Origin of the sequence: Blautia sp. AM28-27, from assembly GCF_003480905.1 — a bacterium.
Taxonomy (GTDB): Bacteria; Bacillota; Clostridia; order Lachnospirales; family Lachnospiraceae; genus Fusicatenibacter; species Fusicatenibacter saccharivorans.
The window spans coordinates 514,747-534,747 of record NZ_QUJK01000001.1; the positions used below are offsets into that span (position 1 = coordinate 514,747).

Consider the following 20,001-nt stretch of genomic DNA (forward strand, 5'->3'; position numbering starts at 1 on the left):
GGCGGCTGGGTGGGAAAAATACTTTACAATTGCAGGAGTCTGTGGTAAACTATCATAGTGTGGTTGAGAAAACAGATCACATCAGCGTCTGTAGCTCAGGGGATAGAGCAACGGTTTCCGGTACCGTGTGTCGGGGGTTCGAATCCCTCCAGACGCGTTTTTGCTACATGGCATGCTGCGGCGGGCAGGACCGGCGCAGGAAAAGGAAAGCCCCTGCTTCGGTGTGAAGTAGAGGTTTTTTTGCTTACTGAGCATATCAATAACTGATCCGGCGGATCAGTTTTGATGAAGGAGGAAAAATATGGCAAAACCAATGACAACAAAAGATAAAATCCGGGAATGGATTTCCGATAATCTGCGCTACATGCTTCTGATCGGAGCAATTCTCCTGATTGTGGCAGCGGTTCTTCTCATCGTTCATCTGGTATCACCAAAAAACGATGGAAAATCGAGCGGCGGAACCGTAACAAGCAGCAGCACCGGAAACAATGTGCCGGATAAAAAGACACAGGTAAAAGCAGACAGCAAAGCAGATTCTGAGGACAGCACAGGCATTTCATCGGACGTTTCGGATTCCGCGAATGATTCCAGTGCAGATGCTTCCAGTACCGATACCGCCAGCGCGCCGGATGCAGAGGCTGAGCCGACAAGTGAGCCGGAAGCGGCAGACGATACCGGTAATACAGAGAATACCGATAATACGGCTGTCTCCTTTGCCGCGGACAATGTCCCGGAAGTAAGCACCGTGCTGGAGCAGTATTACACCGCGCTCGGTGCAAGGGATATCAACGGTCTTTTTGCAGTAACAGATAATCTGACCGCGGAGGAGCAGGCGCAGATTGAGGCAGAAAGCGACGTGGAGTCATACGGAGATGTAAAGGCTTACACGATCAGCGGTCCAAGCGACGGAACGTACATCACGTTTGTCAGCAGCAGATGCAAATATCTGGGAATCAACCAGACCCTGCCGATGCTTTCGGAGTATTATCTCTACACGAAAGAAGACGGCAGCCTGAAAATCATGGATGATACCGACAGCGATGCGGCCGTAACCGAGGCTATGAAAGCGGCGCTCGAAAACGAAGAAGTCAAAAATCTGATCGAACAGGTTCAGAACGATTATCAGAATGCACTCGATGCAGATGCTTCCCTGAGAGCATATGTAGAGAGCATTCAGTAGGAACAATAGAATAATACAAAACAAAAAAAGCAGTTTCTGGTTTTTATGAAACTGCTTTTTTGGAAGGATAAAACCATGCGCTTAAACAAATACTTAAGTGATGCGGGCGTCTGCTCGCGGCGGGAGGCGGACCGTCTGACAGAAGCGGGCGAGATTACGGTAAACGGAAAACGCGCGGAAACCGGCATGCAGGTGGAGTCTGGCGACGTTGTTGTCGTGAAAGGCAAAACCGTTGTTCCGGAGGAGAAAAAAGTCTATCTCGCCTTCAACAAACCGCGCGGCATCGTCTGTACTGCGGAAAAACGGGAGAAAAACAACGTCATCGATTATCTGTCCTACCCGGTGCGGATTTACCCGGTGGGAAGACTCGATAAAGATTCCGAAGGCCTCCTTCTGATGACGAACGACGGTGCGATCGTAAATGGTATCATGCGTGCCAGAAACCGCCATGAAAAAGAATACCAGGTCGAGGTAAACAAAGAGATTACACCGGAATTTCTGAAAAAAATGGCATCCGGCGTGCCGATTCTCGATACCGTGACGCGCCCGTGCCGGATCCGGAAAACGGGAGAGCGCAGCTTTACGATTATTCTGACGCAAGGGCTGAACCGTCAGATCCGGCGGATGTGCGAAGCATTAGGATATCGTGTCACAAAGCTGAAACGTGTGCGGATCATGAATGTTCACTTGAAAGACCTGAAAACAGGGGAGTACCGCCCTTTAACGGAAAAAGAATTAGCAGAACTGAAAAAGCAGATCGGGGAGGAAAAGCGATGAACGAGACAGAACGGATGAAGGAACTGGTCAAAAAGCTGAACGAAGCGGCAAAAGCCTATTACCAGGAAGACCGGGAGATCATGAGCAACCTGGAGTACGACACGCTGTATGACGAACTGCAGGTATTAGAGGAAAAAACAGGCGTAACACTCGCCGGAAGCCCGACCACAAAAGTCGGCTACGAGGCGATGAACGAACTGCCGAAAGAAGCGCACGAGTCGCCGATGCTTTCCCTTGATAAAACGAAAGATGTGGAAGTGCTCCGCAGCTTCATCGGGGATCACAAAACGCTGCTGTCCTGGAAGATGGACGGTCTGACCGTCGTTCTGACGTACCGCGGCGGTACCCTCGCAAAGGCCGTCACCCGTGGAAACGGCGTGATCGGAGAGGTTGTCACGAACAATGCAAAAGTGTTTGAAAATATTCCCTTAAAAATCCCGTACCAGGGAGAGCTGGTTCTGCGTGGCGAGGCGATCATCCGCTATTCCGATTTTGAGAAGATCAACGAGGAGATTGAGGATGTCGATGCGAAATACAAGAATCCGAGGAACCTCTGCAGCGGTTCTGTGCGCCAGCTGAACAATGAGATTACGGCAAAACGCCACGTTCATTTTATGGCATTTGCGCTTGTGAGCGCTCCGGAACAGGATTTCGAAAATTCCAGAATCCGTCAGATGGAGTGGCTGAAAGAGCAGGGCTTCGAGGTGGTGGAATACAAGGTTGTCACCAAAGATAACCTCGACGAGGCGATGCAATATTTCTCCACGAAAATCGAGACAAACGATTTTCCGTCCGATGGCCTTGTCGCGTTGTATGACGATATCGCCTACGGAGAATCACTTGGCACAACCGCGAAATTCCCGCGGAACGCTTTCGCCTTCAAATGGGCGGATGAACAGAAGGAGACCACTCTGCTTGAAATTGAGTGGAGCCCGTCGAGAACCGGTCTCATCAATCCGGTTGCGGTTTTTGAGCCGGTCGAGCTGGAAGGAACTTCGGTTTCCCGCGCAAGCGTCCACAACATTAGTATCATGCGTTCGCTGGATCTCGGTGTGGGTGATAAAATCCTTGTCTACAAAGCAAATATGATCATTCCACAGATCTCAGAGAATCTGACGAGAAGCGGTGTGCGCGATATTCCGGAAACGTGTCCTGCCTGCGGCGGTGCCACCCGGATTCAGATGATGAACAATGTCGAGACCCTCTACTGTACGAATCCGGAGTGCCCGGCAAAATTCATGAAGGCATTCACCCTGTTTGTAAGCCGCGACGCGATGAACATCGACGGCATGTCGGAGGCAACGCTCGAAAAATTCGTGGGCCACGGCTTCATCCGTGAGTTTGCCGATATTTTCCGTCTCGACCGCTACCGCGACGAGATTGTGGAGATGGACGGTTTCGGTGAAAAATCATACCAGAATCTGATCGACAGCATCGAGCGCGCGAAAAACACAACGCTGCCCCGTCTGATTTTCGGACTTGGCATCTTAAATATCGGTCTTGCAAACGCGAGAATGATCTGCAAAGCCTTCGATTTCGATCTCGACCGGATCCGGAATGCATCGGCGGAGGATTTCGCGCAGATCGACGGTGTCGGAGAAGTGATTGCAAAAAGCATCGTGGATTACTTTGCGGATGAGGAAAATAAAGAACGCCTTGAGCGCCTTCTGCCGTATCTGACGATTGAGAAGCCGCAGGCAAGCCAGGAAGAACAGAAATTAGCCGGTCTTACCTTCGTTATCACCGGAAGTGTGGAACATTTCCCGAACCGGAATGCATTAAAGGCAAGAATCGAGGAGCTCGGCGGAAAAGCCACCGGAAGTGTAACGGGAAAGACGAGCTATTTGATCAACAACGACACGACATCCAGTTCCTCCAAAAACCGGAAAGCGCGCGAACTCGGCGTGCCGGTGATCTCAGAAGAGGAATTTCTGAAGATGACAGAAGAATAACGAAATATCTGCAAAGGCGGTTTGCATCCCGCGCGGGAATCTGCTATAATCGGAAGCAGACGGCAGAAATTCCTGCCGGAAAAAGCAAACCGCCTGTCTGCGCAGAGAAAAGCGCGGCAGATCAAGAAGAATAGAAACGAGGAAAAAGAATATGCCGGTTAAAGTTCAGGCAGATTTACCTGTAAAAGAAATACTCGAAAGCGAAAATATATTCGTCATGGACGAGACAAGAGCGGTTCATCAGGACATCCGTCCGCTGAAGATTATGATCCTGAATCTGATGCCGCTCAAAGAAGATACCGAGCTGCAGCTTCTGCGCTCCCTTTCCAACACCTCCCTGCAGGTTGATGTCACCTTTCTGATGGTGGCAAGCCACGAGGCGAAAAATACATCGACCAGCCATCTGAACACGTTCTATGTGAAATTTGAGGATGTGCGGAAAAATTATTACGACGGTATGATCATCACCGGTGCGCCGGTCGAGCAGATGGAATTTGAAGAAGTTGACTACTGGGATGAACTGACAAAGATCATGGACTGGACGAACACACACGTTACCTCCACGATGTTCCTCTGCTGGGGAGCCCAGGCGAGTCTGTATCATTTCTACGGGCTGAAGAAACGGATGCTTCCGGAGAAGAAATTCGGGCTGTTCTGGCACAAAGTCAACAACCGCAAGATCCCGCTTGTGCGAGGCTTCGATGACGAATTTCTGGCACCGCATTCCCGCCACACAGAAGTACCGATCGACGATATCCGTGCCTGCAAAGATGTCACGATTCTCGCAGAGTCCGACGAAGCCGGATTCTATCTTGGCATGGCGGAAGAGGGAAGAAAGATTTTCGTGATGGGTCATCCGGAGTACGACCGTATGACGCTCGACGGCGAGTACCACCGCGATAAAGACAAAGGACTTCCGATTGAGATTCCGAAGAACTATTATAAAAACGACGATCCAAATACAAAACCAGTGCTTTTATGGCGGTCACATGCGAACAATCTGTACACGAACTGGCTGAACTACTATGTATACCAGGTGACCCCGTATAATCTTGACGGAACTCCGGATTTTTCGGGAAAATAAGAGAGAAAAAGCCCCCCTGCACCGGGCGCACACCGGCTGCGGGGGGTTGCTGTAAAAATCTGCTATAAAAAACGGAAAGCTTTCCGGGCTTACCGTTTGAAATCAAATAATGTTTTCAGCGGAATTTCGAGTGCTTCCGCAATATCCATCAGCTTGTTTAGAGACAGAGAGGTATGACTGTTTGGCGCTTCGATGTTGCTCATATGTGTACGGCTGATCTGGACAGCTTCGGCAAGCTCACTTTGCGTTAATCCGCGTGCTCTGCGATAAAAAGCGATGGTAAGACCGAGGAGGCGCATCTCCTCCGTATGACGTTCTCCCATTGCTGCGGCTCCTTTCTGAACAGAGTGATACAAAGACTTATATAATATTTATCTTAAACGATTAAATACCAAAAAGAAACAACTTTAAATTTTTATAATGCACATGTAAATTGTGCAAAATATAGAAATTATCCATCAGAATAATAGGAAAACAGGAAAAAGAGTTCTTTTGACAAATGAGAGGTTTTTGTGTATGCTGTAGAAAGCACCAACAAATAAAATCGGAGGTTTTTGCATATGAAAGAGTCGATCCATACCATTCCGCTGATGGATGCATTCAAGGCGGAAGATGAGTGCCCGTTCTGCTATCTGGAGCGGGAAGCAGAGCAGCATGCGATTTCGTTTGCGCTCGGTTCCGGCGCATCCTATATGGAGGATGATGTGCGTGCGGAAACAGACGCGATGGGATTCTGCCGCCACCACTATAAAATGATGTACGATTACGGAAACCGTCTCGGAAGCGGTCTGATTTTATCCACCCATCTGAAAAAACTGAACCAGGAGCTTGCCGCACAGATGAATCTGTTTGCACCGGGAAAATCCTCGGTGTTCAAGCGGATGCAGAAGACATCCCTCGACAAACAGGGCCGTGAGACTGCGATCGGCCAGTGGATTGATGAGAAGACGCATTCGTGCTACGTCTGCGATCACTTCAAGGCAAACTATAACCGCTATCTTGATACGTTCTTTGATCTCTACAAAAAAGATGAGGAGTTTGCAAGACTGTTCCGCGAGGGAAAAGGCTTCTGTCTGCCGCATTTTGCGGATCTGGTAGAAACGGCGGAGAAAAAGCTGAATGATAAACAGAAAGCGGAATTTTACCCGACTCTGTTCAAAATCATGAAAGAAAATTACCAGCGGCTGCAGGAAGAGGTAACATGGTTTACTGATAAATTCGATTACCGCAACAAGGATAAGGACTGGGGAAATTCAAAAGATTCCATCCAGCGCTGTATGCAAAAATTAGGCGGCGGCTATCCGGCGGACGAGCCGTTTATGGAAGGATTATAATTCTTGTTTATAAAAGGAGCATAAAGTTTCGATGCAGAAGTTTTATCAGAGATTAAAAGAGAATCAAAAGGAGCGCGCCCGGTGCGCGTTTCTTGTTTTGTATTTCGGCGTGCTGGCGGTGCTGCTGTTTCTGGCGCGCCCGCTGCTGGATACGACGGCGGCAGACCGGGAGTGGAGTATTCACTTTCTGTTCCCGTGCCTGCTGGCGTGTATCATACTGACGACAGTCGTCAGTTTCTGCTGGTTTGCTGCAAAGCCGGACCAGAAACCAAAACCGCGCTATGTAGGATGGAAACAGCCGATTCTGATGCTGGCAAACGCAGCCTATCTGTTTGCCACACTGGAATTTGTCACAAACAGCCAGTTCCGGGAGATGAAATGGTATTATGCGTTGTTGAATATCGGTGTCATTTTCGTACTTTCCATTCTCGTTTCCCTCTTTCTGAACTCCATCCGCCGCGCGATGATTTTCATGAACATCTTTTATTTCTGCATGAGTCTGGTATTCTACTATGTTTATCTGTTCCGCGGAGAAGCGTTCCAGCTCATCGACCTGTACAGCATTGCGACGGCGGCGGACGTAGTCGGCGGCTACAAATTCGAGATCACAGGTGAAATCGTGACTTCGTTTATCACGATGATGCTCGTTGTGCGCCTCTGGCTGCAGAGCCGGGAATACCGTTTTGCACGGAAAACGAGGAATAAAATTCTGCTCCGCGTGGCTGCTGCTGCGCTGACGCTCGGAACATACCTGGCGTACATGAATCTGAACTGGAACGCCGAGTTCGGTGTCATCAGTGACCTCTGGAATCCGGCGAAGACATACCGCCAGTACGGAACGACGGTCGGTTTTACCGCGGTCGCCAAATACATGCGCCTGACACCGCCGGACGGCTATTCGAAAGACGAAGTGACAGCGATTGCCGATACGAGCGAGAAAGAGACGAAAACAGAAGATCTTCGAAAAGATAATGCGGATAGCGTGACACCCGTCAACATCATCGCGATCATGAACGAGTCGTGGTTTGACTACCGCTCCGTCGGCGATCCGCAGACGAGCGAGAGCTACATGCCGTTCCTCGACTCGCTGACCGAAAATATCATCAAAGGGCACACGCTGACGTGTACCAAGGGCGGCGGAACAGCAAAAACGGAGTATGAGTTCCTGACCGGAAACTCCTGCAAGCGGTTCCCGGGTATGGTGCCGTACGTCAGCTACTTTACGCACAGCCAGTATTCCCTTGTCACGACGTTAAAAGACCAGGGTTATCAGGCAATCGCGATGCATCCGAACAAGGCGACAAACTGGAAGCGGAGCACGGCGTACCGTTTCCTTGATTTTGATGATTTCATCTCGATTGATCAGTTCTCCGATACGGCCAAGCGGTACCGCGGTATGATCAGCGATCAGGCGAACTATGAGAAGATCGTGGAAACCTACGAGAACAAGGAGCCGGGCAGCCCGTTCTTCCTCTTTGATGTGACGATGCAGAACCACAGCGGCTACACGAACCGTTATTTCCAGGCGGATATCAACTGCAACGGCTACGACAGTGATGAGGCCGATCAGTATTTCTCCCTGTTAAAGCTTTCCGATGAGGCAATTTCCTATCTGATCCGGTATTTCCAGCAGGTGGACGAGCCGACGATGATCATTATGTTCGGAGATCATTCCCCGAAACTGCCGGATGCGTTTGAAACATGGATTGCCGGAGACGCCTATCAGAATCTTTCGGTCGAGGATCAGGAGAAGTTCTATGGAACCCCGTTCTTCATCTGGACCAACTACAGCATGAAATCCGAGAGCAATGTCTGGATCAGCACAAACTATCTCTCAAGCTATGCGTTAAGCCTTACCGGCCTGGAACTGACGCCGTACAACGAGTATCTGCTTGACCTGCGCGAGAAGATGCCGGCGCTCAATCACCTCGGCTTTTTAGCAAGTGACGGAACCTGGTACCGCTGGAACGACAGCGATGCGCCGGAGGAGGATCTCGAGTACGAACGGCAGTATGAATGCCTGCAGTACAATGAACTGATCGACAAAAAAGACCGGGATGACAGCTTTTTTACAATTTCCGGTGAAAAAGACGAAGAATAAGGGCTTTCCCTACTTGCCAGAAAACGGAAATCTATGGTAGACTATACTCCGTATGACCGGGAAACCCCGGCGGTAACTTCACGTTTACAATTAAGAATAAGAAAATGAGGTTTTAAAAAGTATGATTGCAGCAAATAATGTGACACTTCGTGTCGGAAAAAAAGCGTTGTTTGAAGATGTCAATATCAAATTCACCGAGGGAAACTGCTACGGCATGATCGGTGCCAACGGAGCGGGAAAATCAACCTTCCTGAAAATCCTGTCCGGCCAGCTTGAACCGACAAACGGAGACGTAACCATCACACCGGGCCAGCGTCTTTCCTTCCTCGAGCAGGACCACTTCAAATACGACAGCTATCCGGTACTCGACACTGTTATCATGGGAAATGCCCGTCTCTATGAGATCATGAAAGAGAAAGAGGCGCTGTACGCAAAAGAAGACTTCACCGATGAGGACGGTATCAAAGCGAGCGAGCTCGAGGGTGAGTTTGCAGAGATGAACGGCTGGGAGGCAGAGACCGATGCAGAGCAGCTCTTAAACGGCCTTGGCATTGAGCCGGAACTGCACTACGCACAGATGGCAGACCTGACCGGCAGCCAGAAGGTCAAGGTTCTTCTTGCAAGAGCCCTGTTCGGAAACCCGGACATCCTTCTTCTCGACGAGCCGACCAACCACTTGGACCTCGATGCGATCGAGTGGCTTGAGGAGTTCCTGATCAACTTCGAGAATACCGTTATCGTTGTATCCCACGACCGTTACTTCCTGAATAAAGTCTGCACCCAGATCGCAGATATAGATTACGGAAAAATCCAGCTCTATGCCGGAAACTACGACTTCTGGTTTGAGTCCAGTCAGCTGCTGGTAAAACAGATGAAAGAGGCGAACAAGAAGAAAGAGGAGAAGATCAAAGAGTTACAGGACTTCATCTCTAGATTCAGCGCCAACGCATCGAAGAGTAAACAGGCTACTTCCCGTAAGAAAGCCCTGGAGAAAATCCAGCTCGACGATATCAAACCGTCCAGCCGGAAATATCCTTACATCGATTTCCGTCCGAACCGTGGGATCGGAAACGACGTTCTGCAGGTAGAGGGACTGACCAAAACCGTAGACGGCGTGAAAATCCTGGATAATTTAAGCTTCACCCTCGGAAGAGAAGATAAAGTTGCTTTCGTCGGAAGCAACGAGCAGGCGATCACCATGCTGTTCAAGATTCTGACCGGAGAAGAAGAGCCGGATTCCGGTTACTACAAATGGGGCGTAACGACGACACAGGCGTACTTCCCGAAAGACAATACCGCAGAGTTCGACTGCGACCTGACTATCGCAGACTGGCTGACCCAGTATTCAGAGATCAAGGACGTGACGTATGTCCGCGGATTCCTCGGAAGAATGCTTTTTGCCGGTGAGGACGGCGTGAAACGTGTCAGAGTCCTTTCCGGAGGAGAGAAAGTGCGCTGCCTGCTCTCCAAGATGATGATTTCCGGTGCAAACGTTCTTGTTCTCGACGAGCCGACCAACCATCTGGATATGGAGTCCATCACTGCACTGAACAACGGTCTGATCAAATTCCCGGGCGTGCTCTTGTTCACCTGCCACGACCATCAGTTTGTACAGACTACAGCAAACCGTATCATGGAGATCCTTCCGAACGGCGCGCTGATCGATAAGATGACCACCTACGACGAGTATCTTGCAAGCGATGAGATGGCAAGAAAACGTCATGTCTACACAATGACAGAGGAAGATAATTAAAGATGAGCAAAAAGACGACAGTTTCCGGCATTCTGCTGGTGTTGCTTGTGCTGGCAACAACGCCGCTTCTTGGAACGGACAACGTTCCGTTCCTGAAGTGGTGGCTTATGACCCTGGTGCTCGGTATTGGATTTTATCCGGCTGCCGCAGCGCTGTTTCCGCGGTTTCATGACCGGGGATGGATGTTTTCTAAAGTGCTTGGCATCGTTGTTTCCGGTTTTGCTGTATTTGCTCTTGGAAGCTTCGGACTGGTTCCGTTTACCGCACCGGTCTGCCTGATCACAGTCGGTGTACTGATCCTGGCTTCTTGGATTTTCGGATGCTTTAAGGTACGCGTCCATGCGCCGGAAATCGACTTCCTGATGATGGAAGAAGTGTTGTTTTTCGCCTTTTTCCTTCTCTGGACCTACTTTGCGGGCTTTCACCCGGAGGCACACGGAACCGAAAAATTCATGGATTATGGTTTTATGAAGGCCATGATGCGCAGCACCGCCGTTCCGGCAGAGGATCTCTGGTACAGCGGAAGCGGTATTAACTACTATTACGGCGGCCAGTTCTATGCCGTATTTCTGACGAAGATTACCTTCACGGATGTAAAGCAGACGTACCATCTGATGCGTACGATGGTGGCATCGTTCGCGTTTGTTCTGCCGTTTTCGATCACCTACCATCTGGCAGAGTCGCGTGCGTGCCACCGCATCCGGAAAGAGGGCGGCAATAAAAGCCAGATTGCACCGGTGATTGGCGGTCTTCTTTCGGGAGGCGCCGTTTCCCTTGCCGGAAATATGCACTATGTGATTTACGGCTGCATCCGCCAGTGGCTGGGACTGAACGAATCGGCTTACTGGTTCCCGAGTTCGACCCGCTATATCGGGTATGACCCGCTTGTGGAAAATGACCGCACGATTCATGAGTTTCCATCGTATTCCTTTGTGCTCGGCGACCTGCATGCCCATGTGGTGAATGTCATGTTCGTCCTGCTGGTGCTGGGCCTTTTATATTCCTACGTGAAAAATACCTGCCGTGATCCGGAAAAAGAGTGGAAATGGTCGTTAAAAGACGTTCTGCTTCAGCCGCAGATCATCGCGGCGGGCTTTCTGATCGGTGTGTTCCACTGGTCCAACTACTGGGATTTTGTTATCTATTTCGTCGTGATTGCAGGCTTCTCTCTGTACGGTGCGCTGTACCGGTATCATGCGCGGGCGAAAGAGACGATCGGAACGGTTCTCCTGCAGGCTGCAGAAGTTTTTGCAATTGGAACGATTGTCGCCCTTCCGTTTACAATGAAGTTTGAGACGATGGTTTCCGGTGTCGGCATTGCCAAGCACCATTCGATGCTGTATCAGCTGGCGATTCTCTGGGGCCTTCCGACGGTGCTCGTTGTGTTGTTTATCGCAGCCGTTCTGCTAGCATGGCGGAAAAACCGTCATCTTCCGGGCATGGAGCGGCAGGGACAGATTGTACTTGCCGATGGAAAGACGCAGGAAGAGGTGGAAGAGCAGGCCGTTGCCCTGATTCTGGGAGAGAAAAAACCGGAGCCGGGCGAAAAAGAAACGGCAGAAAAGCCAAAAAAAGTTTCTGCCTTCTGTAATTTCTGGAGAGAGATTGCGGTGAGCGATATGGTGATCGGTATTTTAGGCCTCTGTGCCATCGGCCTTATCATCATTCCGGAGCTCGTCTATGTGCGCGATATCTACGAAGAATCGTATGCGCGCTCCAACACGATGTTCAAGCTGACCTATCAGGCATTTATCCTGTTCGGTATCTGCATGAGCTACATCATCACGCGGTTCCTGCTCTGGAAAAAAGAGCGGATTCTGCAGGTGTTCGGCGGAATCGGGCTGGTACTGCTTTTATGGACGTTCGGCTATTTTGGAACGAGCGTGTACTCCTGGTTCGGAAATGTTTTCGATCTGTCCGAGTACCGCGGACTCGATGCGACAGCATATCTGGAAAATGTCTTTTCCGAGGACGCAGGTGCCATCCGCTGGCTGGATGAAACAATAGAAGGACAGCCGGTTGTGCTTGAGGCGAACGGCGACAGCTACAGCGATTACGAGCGTGTTTCCGCAATGACCGGCCTTCCGACCGTGCTTGGATGGTATGTCCATGAATGGCTCTGGAGAGGGGATCCCGCAGACTTAAATGTCCGCGCCGAGGACGTGAAACAGATGTACACCTCGACCGATACGAATGAAGTGCTGCGCCTGCTGGAGCAGTATCATGTGACCTACATTTTTGTGGGAAGCAAAGAAAAGGAGAAATACGGCGATGCACTGAACGAATCGCTGCTGCAGTCCATCGGAGATATCGTTTACCAGGATACTGCGTCCGGTACGTATATTCTTCAGGTGCAGGATACATAAAGAACAAAAACAGGAGAAAAGAACCGCCGGGTGCGGCATCTTTTCTCCTGTTTTTCATATAATACAGGGAATGCAGAAGAAAGTGCGAAGGGCAGACCATGCGGAGATTCCGAAAAGTGCGGCACGTTCCTCTGCCGCTTCTGGCTGTGATAATGGCGGCTATTCTGTTTGCAGAGCTGGCACGGTGTGAAAGAGAAGGCGCGAAAGAGACAGCGGCGGAAGCAGAAAAAAGTGTGCCCCGCCGTGCGGCGCTGACATTTGATGACGGGCCGAATGCGTGCTATACGCCGGAGGTGCTTGAAATTTTAAAAGAAAATGAAATTCCGGCAACGTTTTTTCTGCAGGGGCAGTGTCTTGCCGGAAACGAAGAAATCGTCCGCCGGATGCATGCGGAAGGCCATCTGATCGGAAATCATACGTTTCATCATGTTCAGCTTACGAAAGTATCAGAAGAGGAAGCGAGGGAGGAGGTCGTGAAAACAAGCAATGCAATCTACGAGATCACAGGGGAATATCCCGTCTATATCCGTCCGCCGTTCGGGGAATGGAGAGAGGGGCTGGACCTTGCAGTGACGATGATCCCGGTACTCTGGGATGTGGATTCCCGCGACTGGGAGAGCCAGAACACCGCGTCGATCTGCAGCGCGGTGCTTCCGAATGTGAAGGATGGCAGCATTATTCTCATGCATGACGGCTACCGCGCGACGGTGGAAGCGCTGCGGCGGATCTTAAAAGAATTAAAAGAAGAGGGATACACGTTTGTGACGGTGCGTGAGCTGATTGAAGAATAGCTTCCGCGGATTCCATCGAACATAGTTGCGGAGAATCCGAGATTAAGGGGTTGAGGATACCCGCCAAAATGTGATAAGATAAAAGGCAGGAAGAAAAATGGGGTGAAAAATACATGGATTTGTTTGATTATATGAAAGAAACCACAATGGAAAAAGAGTCCCCCCTCGCATCGCGCATGCGCCCGACAACGCTGGACGAGGTGGTTGGACAGGAGCACATCATCGGCCCTGGAAAGCTGTTGTACCGTGCGATCAAGGCGGATAAACTCGGCTCCGTCATTTTCTACGGCCCTCCGGGAACGGGAAAAACGACGCTTGCCCGCGTCATCGCCAACACGACAAGCGCAGAGTTTACCCAGCTGAATGCCACGACAGCCGGCAAAAAGGATATGGAAGAAGTCGTAAAAGAAGCGCAGCAGCGGATCGGCATGTACGGCAAAAAGACGATTCTTTTTGTCGACGAGATCCACCGCTTCAACAAGGGACAACAGGATTATCTGCTTCCGTTTGTGGAGGACGGCACACTCGTTCTGATTGGCGCGACGACGGAAAACCCGTATTTCGAGGTCAACGGGGCGCTGATTTCGCGTTCCATTATCTTTGAATTAAAGCCGCTCGAAAAAGAGGACATCGAAAAACTGCTGGAGCGCGCGGTGACGGACCCGGTAAAGGGGCTCGGGACGTACAACGTTGTGCTCGATGCGGATGCAAAAGAGTTCCTCGCCGACATCGCAGGCGGTGACGCGAGAGCGGCCTTAAATGCAATCGAGCTGGGCGTCCTCTCGACGGAACGTCAGGCGGACGGAAAAATCCATATCGATCTCGAAACGGCATCGGAGTGCATCCAGAAGCGCGTCGTGCGGTACGACAAGACGGGCGATCAGCATTACGATACGATCTCTGCATTTATCAAGAGCATGCGTGGTTCTGACCCGGATGCGGCGGTCTTTTATCTGGCCAAAATGCTGTATGCCGGGGAGGATATCAAGTTTATCGCCCGCCGCATCATGATCTGCGCGGCGGAGGATGTCGGCCTTGCCGATCCGAATGCCTTAAATGTAGCAGTTTCCGCGTCCCTTGCCGTGGAACGCGTCGGCATGCCGGAGGCGCAGATTATTCTGGCGGAGGCAGCCACGTATGTTGCCTGTGCACCGAAGAGTAATTCTTCGTGCGAGGCAGTCTTTGCGGCGATGAAGACGGTCGGAAGTGTGCGGACGTCGGTTCCGCCGCATCTGCAGGACGCCCATTACAAAGGTTCTGCCAAACTCGGCCACGGTCAAGGCTATCAGTATGCACATGATTACCCGAATCACTACGTCGAGCAGCAGTATCTGCCGGACGAGATCTTAGGAAGCCGTTTCCTTCATCTTGGAACGAACGGCTATGAGCAGAAGATCCGGGAAAACTTCAAAAAAATTGGAAAAGACATCGAATAAAAGGGGAAGAAATCATGACAGACTGGCTTGGAAAGCCGTATTATTCGCTGGACGCCTATCTGAAAAAGACGTTCGGGGAAAAAGTGTACAAGCTCTCGCTCGACGGCGGGATGACGTGTCCGAACCGGGACGGCACCTGCGGTGACCGGGGCTGCATTTTCTGCAGTGCGGGCGGCTCCGGTGATTTTGCCGGGGACAGAAACAAATCCATCCCGGAACAGATCCGGGAGCAGAAATCCCTCCTGCAGCAAAAGCGGCCGGTGCATAAGTTCATCGCCTATTTCCAGGCGTATACGAACACGTACGCGCCGGTGGAATATCTGGAAAAAATTTTCCGGGAGGCAATTTCGGACGAGGAGGTCGTGGTCCTTTCGATCGGAACGAGACCGGACTGCTTAGGGGAAGAGGTTCTTTCTCTGTTAGAAGAGCTGAACCGGATCAAACCGGTCTGGTTGGAGCTGGGACTGCAGACGATGCATGAAAAAACGGCACAGTATATCCGAAGGGGCTATCCGCTTTCCTGTTTTGAACAGGCAGTAAACGAGCTGCACAGGCGGGGGATTCCCGTGATTGTCCACACGATCCTCGGTCTGCCGGGGGAGGGACAGGAAGAAGTCTTTGCAACAATGGATTACCTGAATGGACTTTCCATTTCCGGCATCAAGCTTCAGCTGCTTCATGTGCTGAAAAACACGGATCTTGCGGCGGACTACGCGGCCGGAAAATTTGAGGTGCTGGAGCAGGAGGCGTATCTTACCCTTGTCATCGACTGTCTGCGGCGCCTCCGTCCCGATCTTGTGATCCACCGTGTGACGGGAGACGGCCCCGGGGATCTTCTGATTGCACCAACATGGAGCCAGGCAAAACGCGCCGTCTTAAATGAGCTGCATCATCGCATGAAAGAAGAACATGCGTATCAGGGACAGCTTCTGGACGAAGAAAAAGGAGGAAACACACCGTGATTGAATCATCCTTTACGTTATACAAACTGATTATTCTCTACATGCTGCAGAATGTGAATTTTCCGCTGTCAAATACACAGATTTCGGATTTTATCCTGGAAAAAGAGTACACGAACTACTTTCATCTCCAGGAGGCGTTAAGCGAGCTGCAGGATACAAAGCTGATCGAGATCGAGAAGGTGCGCAACACCTCGTACTACCACATGACTGAGGAGGGCAGCAAGACGCTTTCCTTCTTCGAAAACGAGATCTCTCCGGAAATCCGGGAGGAAATCGACCGCTATATGAAGGAGCACTCCTATGAACTGCGAAAAAAAGCGTCCGTTGTGGCCGATTACTACAAGACCGCGGGAGATGACTACGAGGTCCGCTGTCAGGCAAGAGAGCGGAAGACGACTATTTTTGAGATTGTCGTGACGGTTCCGTCCGAGGAGGCGGCCAAAAAGATCTGCAGCAACTGGGAAAACCGGAGTCAGAAGATTTATGCTTCGATTATGAATGAACTGTCAAGATAACGATTGACAGGAATGGTGGCATATAATAGAATAAATTAGTATGTCTAAAAAGCATAAACATGGAAAACATAGTAAATAAGATTTTATATTCCAAAGGAGATAAAACTGTGCCTGATTATACAAAAGAAATTGAAAGACGGCGTACCTTTGCCATCATTTCCCACCCGGATGCCGGTAAAACCACACTGACTGAGAAATTCCTGCTGTACGGAGGAGCGATCAATCTCGCCGGTTCCGTAAAAGGAAAAGCGACTGCGCGCCATGCCGTATCCGACTGGATGGAGATCGAGAAAGAGCGTGGTATTTCCGTTACCTCTTCCGTTCTGCAGTTCAATTACGACGGCTACTGCATCAACATTCTGGATACCCCGGGACACCAGGACTTCTCGGAGGATACGTACCGTACCCTGATGGCAGCCGATTCCGCCGTTATGGTGATCGATGCCTCAAAGGGTGTCGAGGCACAGACCAGAAAGCTGTTTAAAGTCTGTGTCATGCGCCACATCCCGATCTTTACCTTCATCAACAAGATGGACCGCGATGCGAACGATACCTTCGAGCTGCTCGACGAGATCGAAAAAGAGCTCGGCATTGCAACCTGCCCGATCAACTGGCCGATCGGTTCCGGAAAGAAATTCCGCGGTGTTTACGACCGTGACAAAAAGAAAGTCCTTACCTTCTCCGATACAATGAAGGGAACGAAGGAAGGTATCGAGGAAGAAATTGATATCGACGATCCGCATCTTCTCGATGTGGTCGATGAGGACCAGAAAGAACAGCTTATGGATGAGATCGAGCTGCTCGACGGCGCAAGTGCAGAGTTTGACCAGGAGCTTGTCAGCAAGGGAGAGCTCTCCCCGGTATTCTTCGGATCTGCGCTCACCAACTTTGGTGTGGAGACTTTTCTGCAGCACTTCCTCACGATGACGATGCCGCCGCTTCCGCGTACGGCAGACTGCGGCGTGATCGATCCGGTCAAAGAGGATTTCTCTGCGTTTGTCTTTAAAATCCAGGCAAACATGAACAAAGCACACCGTGACCGTATCGCATTCATGCGCATCTGCTCCGGCAAATTCGACGCCGGAATGGAAGTCTTCCATGTGCAGGGAGGAAAGAAAATGCGTCTTTCCCAGCCGCAGCAGATGATGGCGAGTGACCGTCATATTGTTGATGAAGCATACGCCGGCGATATCATCGGTGTATTTGACCCGGGCATCTTCTCTATCGGAGATACGATCTGTATGCCGGGCAAAAAATTCGCATACGAGGGAATTCCGACCTTCGCGCCGGAGCATTTTGCAAGAGTGCGCCAGCTCGATACGATGAAGAGAAAACAGTTCGTCAAGGGAATTTCCCAGATTGCACAGGAAGGTGCGATCCAGATTTTCCAGGAGTACAAAGGCGGCATGGAGGAGATCATCGTCGGCGTTGTCGGCGTCCTGCAGTTTGACGTTTTAAAATACCGTCTGGAGAACGAGTACAACGTGGATATCCGTCTGGAGAACCTGCCGTATGAGCACATCCGCTGGATCGCAAACAAAGAGGAGATCAACCTGGACCGTATTCAGGGTACATCCGATATGAAGAAGGTCATGGACCTCAAGGGAAATCCGCTGCTTCTCTTTGTCAATCCGTGGAGTGTCGGCATGGTACAGGATCGAAACAAAGACCTTGTGCTGACCGAATTCAGCAAAAACTAAGAACAAAAGAGCGGGATGCCGCTTAAAAAGGAGAAGGAATGAACTTATTCGATATTCTGGGCCCTGTGATGGTCGGTCCGTCGAGTTCGCACACAGCGGGGGCAGTGCGGATTGGATGGATGACGCAGAAACTTCTCGGGGAACAGCCGGTGGAAGCAAAAATACTGATGTACGGTTCCTTTGCCGCAACGGGAAAGGGTCATGGAACGGACCGCGGTCTCGTCGCGGGTCTTCTCGGCATGCGGCCGGATGACGAGCGGATTCCGGACAGCTTTGAAATTGCCCGGAAGATGGGTCTTTCCTATTCATTCGGCATCGCCAATCTGACGAGTGCCCATCCGAACAGCGTCGTTCTGGAAGTAAAGGGAAAGAGCGGCCGGACGCTCGAGGTGCAGGCGTGCTCCCTTGGCGGCGGCCGTATCATGATCAACCGCCTCGACGGGCTGGATGTCAACTGCAGCTGCGAGATTCCGACCCTGATCGTCCACAATCTGGACCAGCCGGGCCACGTAGCCGAGGTTACGTCGATGCTGGCACATAAGTCAGTCAACATTGCGAATATGTCCCTCTACCGCGACAAGAGAGGCGGATCGGCCGTCATGGTCGTGGAGATGGATCAGCCGCTTCCCAAAGAGTCGCTGGAATGGCTGGAGCATCGTGAGGGCATTGTAAAGGTAACATACATCAACGTAACGGAAGGAGAAGAGGACGATGTTTTATAATTCACTGGAAGAAATTGTCCGGGAGTGCCAGGAAAAAGACCTGCCGTTTGATGAAGTTATCCTTCTGGACGATATGAATGAGAGAAATGTAAGCCGCGAAGAGTCCATTGAGACGATGCGCGGCATGTGGGAAGCCATGAAAGGCGCTGAACGGAATTACGACGGTTCGCTGCAGTCGAGAAGCGGTCTTGTGGGCGGCGCCGGAAAGACGATGCGTGCGTATGTCGAGAGCGGGAACACGCTCTGCGGACCGTTTGTCGGAAAAGTTATGGCATCTGCACTTGCGATGGGTGAGTCAAACGCCTGCATGAAGCGGATCGTTGCAGCACCGACCGCAGGAGCGTGCGGTGTGCTTCCGGCTGTGCTCGTGAATTACCAGAAAGAGAAGGGGACAGCGGATGAGCAGATCGTGCGTGCGCTCTACACGGCAGCCGGTATCGGCCAGGTCGTTGCGGCGCGGGCCTACATTGCGGGCGCTTCCGGCGGCTGCCAGGCCGAAATCGGAACAGCAAGCGCGATGGCGGCAGGCGCACTGACCGCACTTGGCGGCGGCACTCCGTCCCAGATCACGCATGCGGCAGCGATGGCATTAAAGAACCTGCTCGGTCTCGTGTGTGACCCGGTCGGCGGTCTTGTCGAGGTCCCGTGCGTCAAGCGGAATGTGATCGGTTCCGTGAATGCACTTTCTGCGGCGGACATGGCACTTGCGGGAATCATAAGCCGCATTCCGCCGGATCAGGTGATCGATGCGATGCGGGAAGTCGGCGACCAGATGCATCCGAGTCTGCGCGAAACCGGCCAGGGCGGCCTTGCCAACACGCCGGCAGCACGCGAGTGGTGCGCGGCACAGGAAGAAGAATAAAAAAAACTTTTATTTTCGGAAAACTTTTGGTATAATAAAGGAAAGTCAGCCAAGGAGGAGGTTCTTTAAGATGGCAGAGGCAAAAATTCAGAAAAGAAACACTTATACGATATATGATGACGAAGGAATCGGAACCGTGCAGATTGCAGACGAGGTGGTAGCTATTATCGCAGGACTTGCGGCAACGGAAGTGGACGGGGTAGCCTCCATGGCCGGAAATATTACCAACGAATTAGTCAGCAAGCTTGGCATGAAAAATCTTTCCAAGGGTGTCAAAGTTGATGTACTCGACGGCGTTGTCTGCGTGGATCTTGCCCTCAATCTCAAATATGGATACGAGATTCCGGCAACCTGCAAAAACGTACAGGAAAAAGTAAAAACAGCGATCGAGAATATGACAGGCCTGGAAGTTTCCGATGTCAATGTAGCCATTGCAGGCGTGAATATGGAACAGACGAAATAAAAA

Annotated in this window: 17 protein-coding genes and 1 tRNA gene; 17 read left to right on the plus strand and 1 reads right to left on the minus strand. The window is 51.0% G+C overall.

All coding sequences use genetic code 11. The features are described from left to right. Positions 1 to 84: 84 nt before the first annotated feature. From DW743_RS02565 to metA, 5 genes are all read left to right on the plus strand, one after another. Positions 85 to 157 (plus strand) — tRNA-Arg (locus DW743_RS02565). A 144-nt stretch (positions 158 to 301) separates the two neighbouring features. Continuing rightward, positions 302 to 1,180: a hypothetical protein gene (locus DW743_RS02570; protein ID WP_117760413.1), complete on the plus strand. Its 879-nt coding sequence runs from the start codon at positions 302 to 304 to the stop codon at positions 1,178 to 1,180. Positions 1,181 to 1,255: 75 nt separating this feature from the next. Beyond that, on the plus strand, positions 1,256 to 1,957 hold the full coding sequence (locus tag DW743_RS02575) for a pseudouridine synthase (protein ID WP_117760412.1): 702 nt from the start codon (positions 1,256 to 1,258) through the stop codon (positions 1,955 to 1,957). Next, positions 1,954 to 3,909, plus strand: a complete 1,956-nt coding sequence (gene ligA, locus DW743_RS02580; protein ID WP_117760411.1) for an NAD-dependent DNA ligase LigA — start codon at positions 1,954 to 1,956, stop codon at positions 3,907 to 3,909. The genes DW743_RS02575 and ligA overlap by 4 nt, the downstream gene beginning before the upstream one ends. A 151-nt stretch (positions 3,910 to 4,060) precedes the next feature. Continuing rightward, a complete protein-coding gene (gene metA / locus DW743_RS02585; RefSeq protein WP_055228462.1) occupies positions 4,061 to 4,993 on the plus strand; it encodes a homoserine O-acetyltransferase MetA in 933 nt (310 codons plus the stop codon). Between the two features lie 89 nt (positions 4,994 to 5,082). Here metA and DW743_RS02590 read toward each other — a convergent pair whose 3' ends face one another. Continuing rightward, on the minus strand, positions 5,083 to 5,316 hold the full coding sequence (locus tag DW743_RS02590; RefSeq protein WP_022462523.1) for a helix-turn-helix domain-containing protein: 234 nt from the start codon (positions 5,314 to 5,316) through the stop codon (positions 5,083 to 5,085). 237 nt (positions 5,317 to 5,553) lie between these two features. Here DW743_RS02590 and DW743_RS02595 point away from each other — a divergent pair, with 237 nt between their 5' ends. From DW743_RS02595 to DW743_RS02650, 12 genes are all read left to right on the plus strand, one after another. Then, a complete protein-coding gene (locus DW743_RS02595; RefSeq protein WP_117760410.1) occupies positions 5,554 to 6,327 on the plus strand; it encodes a DUF6062 family protein in 774 nt (257 codons plus the stop codon). 31 nt (positions 6,328 to 6,358) lie between these two features. Then, positions 6,359 to 8,428: an LTA synthase family protein gene (locus DW743_RS02600; RefSeq protein WP_117760409.1), complete on the plus strand. Its 2,070-nt coding sequence runs from the start codon at positions 6,359 to 6,361 to the stop codon at positions 8,426 to 8,428. Between the two features lie 121 nt (positions 8,429 to 8,549). Next, a complete protein-coding gene (locus tag DW743_RS02605; RefSeq protein ID WP_117760408.1) occupies positions 8,550 to 10,181 on the plus strand; it encodes an ABC-F family ATP-binding cassette domain-containing protein in 1,632 nt (543 codons plus the stop codon). A gap of 2 nt (positions 10,182 to 10,183) precedes the next feature. After that, positions 10,184 to 12,547, plus strand: coding sequence for a DUF2298 domain-containing protein (locus DW743_RS02610; protein ID WP_117760407.1), 2,364 nt, complete (start codon positions 10,184 to 10,186; stop codon positions 12,545 to 12,547). Positions 12,548 to 12,645: 98 nt separating this feature from the next. Next, entirely contained in the window at positions 12,646 to 13,338 is a 693-nt protein-coding gene (locus DW743_RS02615) for a polysaccharide deacetylase family protein (RefSeq protein WP_117760406.1), read from the plus strand. Positions 13,339 to 13,451: 113 nt separating this feature from the next. Continuing rightward, positions 13,452 to 14,774, plus strand: a complete 1,323-nt coding sequence (locus DW743_RS02620; RefSeq protein WP_022462529.1) for a replication-associated recombination protein A — start codon at positions 13,452 to 13,454, stop codon at positions 14,772 to 14,774. A gap of 14 nt (positions 14,775 to 14,788) precedes the next feature. Continuing rightward, a complete protein-coding gene (locus DW743_RS02625) occupies positions 14,789 to 15,736 on the plus strand; it encodes a TIGR01212 family radical SAM protein (protein ID WP_022462530.1) in 948 nt (315 codons plus the stop codon). Beyond that, a complete protein-coding gene (locus DW743_RS02630) occupies positions 15,733 to 16,251 on the plus strand; it encodes a DUF4364 family protein (RefSeq protein ID WP_022462531.1) in 519 nt (172 codons plus the stop codon). The genes DW743_RS02625 and DW743_RS02630 overlap by 4 nt, the downstream gene beginning before the upstream one ends. Before the next feature lie 107 nt (positions 16,252 to 16,358). Then, the gene (locus DW743_RS02635) at positions 16,359 to 17,951 is read left to right on the plus strand and encodes a peptide chain release factor 3 (protein WP_022462532.1); all 1,593 of its coding nucleotides are present in this window, start codon (positions 16,359 to 16,361) and stop codon (positions 17,949 to 17,951) included. A gap of 38 nt (positions 17,952 to 17,989) precedes the next feature. Further along, a complete protein-coding gene (sdaAB, locus tag DW743_RS02640; protein ID WP_117760405.1) occupies positions 17,990 to 18,673 on the plus strand; it encodes an L-serine ammonia-lyase, iron-sulfur-dependent subunit beta in 684 nt (227 codons plus the stop codon). Then, on the plus strand, positions 18,663 to 19,535 hold the full coding sequence (gene sdaAA / locus DW743_RS02645; RefSeq protein WP_117760404.1) for an L-serine ammonia-lyase, iron-sulfur-dependent, subunit alpha: 873 nt from the start codon (positions 18,663 to 18,665) through the stop codon (positions 19,533 to 19,535). The genes sdaAB and sdaAA overlap by 11 nt, the downstream gene beginning before the upstream one ends. 70 nt (positions 19,536 to 19,605) lie before the next feature. After that, positions 19,606 to 19,998 (plus strand): Asp23/Gls24 family envelope stress response protein, encoded by a 393-nt coding sequence (locus tag DW743_RS02650; RefSeq protein WP_022463352.1) that lies wholly within the window; start codon positions 19,606 to 19,608, stop codon positions 19,996 to 19,998. Positions 19,999 to 20,001: the final 3 nt, after the last annotated feature.

What these genes read in the sequence shown, in the direction of transcription:
- DW743_RS02570 (WP_117760413.1), top strand. Translation starts at nt 302, where the DNA reads ATGGCAAAACCAATGACAACAAAAGATAAAATCCGGGAATGGATTTCC.
- DW743_RS02575 (WP_117760412.1), top strand. Translation starts at nt 1,256, where the DNA reads ATGCGCTTAAACAAATACTTAAGTGATGCGGGCGTCTGCTCGCGGCGG.
- ligA (WP_117760411.1), top strand. Translation starts at nt 1,954, where the DNA reads ATGAACGAGACAGAACGGATGAAGGAACTGGTCAAAAAGCTGAACGAA.
- metA (WP_055228462.1), top strand. Translation starts at nt 4,061, where the DNA reads ATGCCGGTTAAAGTTCAGGCAGATTTACCTGTAAAAGAAATACTCGAA.
- DW743_RS02590 (WP_022462523.1), bottom strand. Translation starts at nt 5,316, where the DNA reads ATGGGAGAACGTCATACGGAGGAGATGCGCCTCCTCGGTCTTACCATC.
- DW743_RS02595 (WP_117760410.1), top strand. Translation starts at nt 5,554, where the DNA reads ATGAAAGAGTCGATCCATACCATTCCGCTGATGGATGCATTCAAGGCG.
- DW743_RS02600 (WP_117760409.1), top strand. Translation starts at nt 6,359, where the DNA reads ATGCAGAAGTTTTATCAGAGATTAAAAGAGAATCAAAAGGAGCGCGCC.
- DW743_RS02605 (WP_117760408.1), top strand. Translation starts at nt 8,550, where the DNA reads ATGATTGCAGCAAATAATGTGACACTTCGTGTCGGAAAAAAAGCGTTG.
- DW743_RS02610 (WP_117760407.1), top strand. Translation starts at nt 10,184, where the DNA reads ATGAGCAAAAAGACGACAGTTTCCGGCATTCTGCTGGTGTTGCTTGTG.
- DW743_RS02615 (WP_117760406.1), top strand. Translation starts at nt 12,646, where the DNA reads ATGCGGAGATTCCGAAAAGTGCGGCACGTTCCTCTGCCGCTTCTGGCT.
- DW743_RS02620 (WP_022462529.1), top strand. Translation starts at nt 13,452, where the DNA reads ATGGATTTGTTTGATTATATGAAAGAAACCACAATGGAAAAAGAGTCC.
- DW743_RS02625 (WP_022462530.1), top strand. Translation starts at nt 14,789, where the DNA reads ATGACAGACTGGCTTGGAAAGCCGTATTATTCGCTGGACGCCTATCTG.
- sdaAB (WP_117760405.1), top strand. Translation starts at nt 17,990, where the DNA reads ATGAACTTATTCGATATTCTGGGCCCTGTGATGGTCGGTCCGTCGAGT.
- sdaAA (WP_117760404.1), top strand. Translation starts at nt 18,663, where the DNA reads ATGTTTTATAATTCACTGGAAGAAATTGTCCGGGAGTGCCAGGAAAAA.
- DW743_RS02650 (WP_022463352.1), top strand. Translation starts at nt 19,606, where the DNA reads ATGGCAGAGGCAAAAATTCAGAAAAGAAACACTTATACGATATATGAT.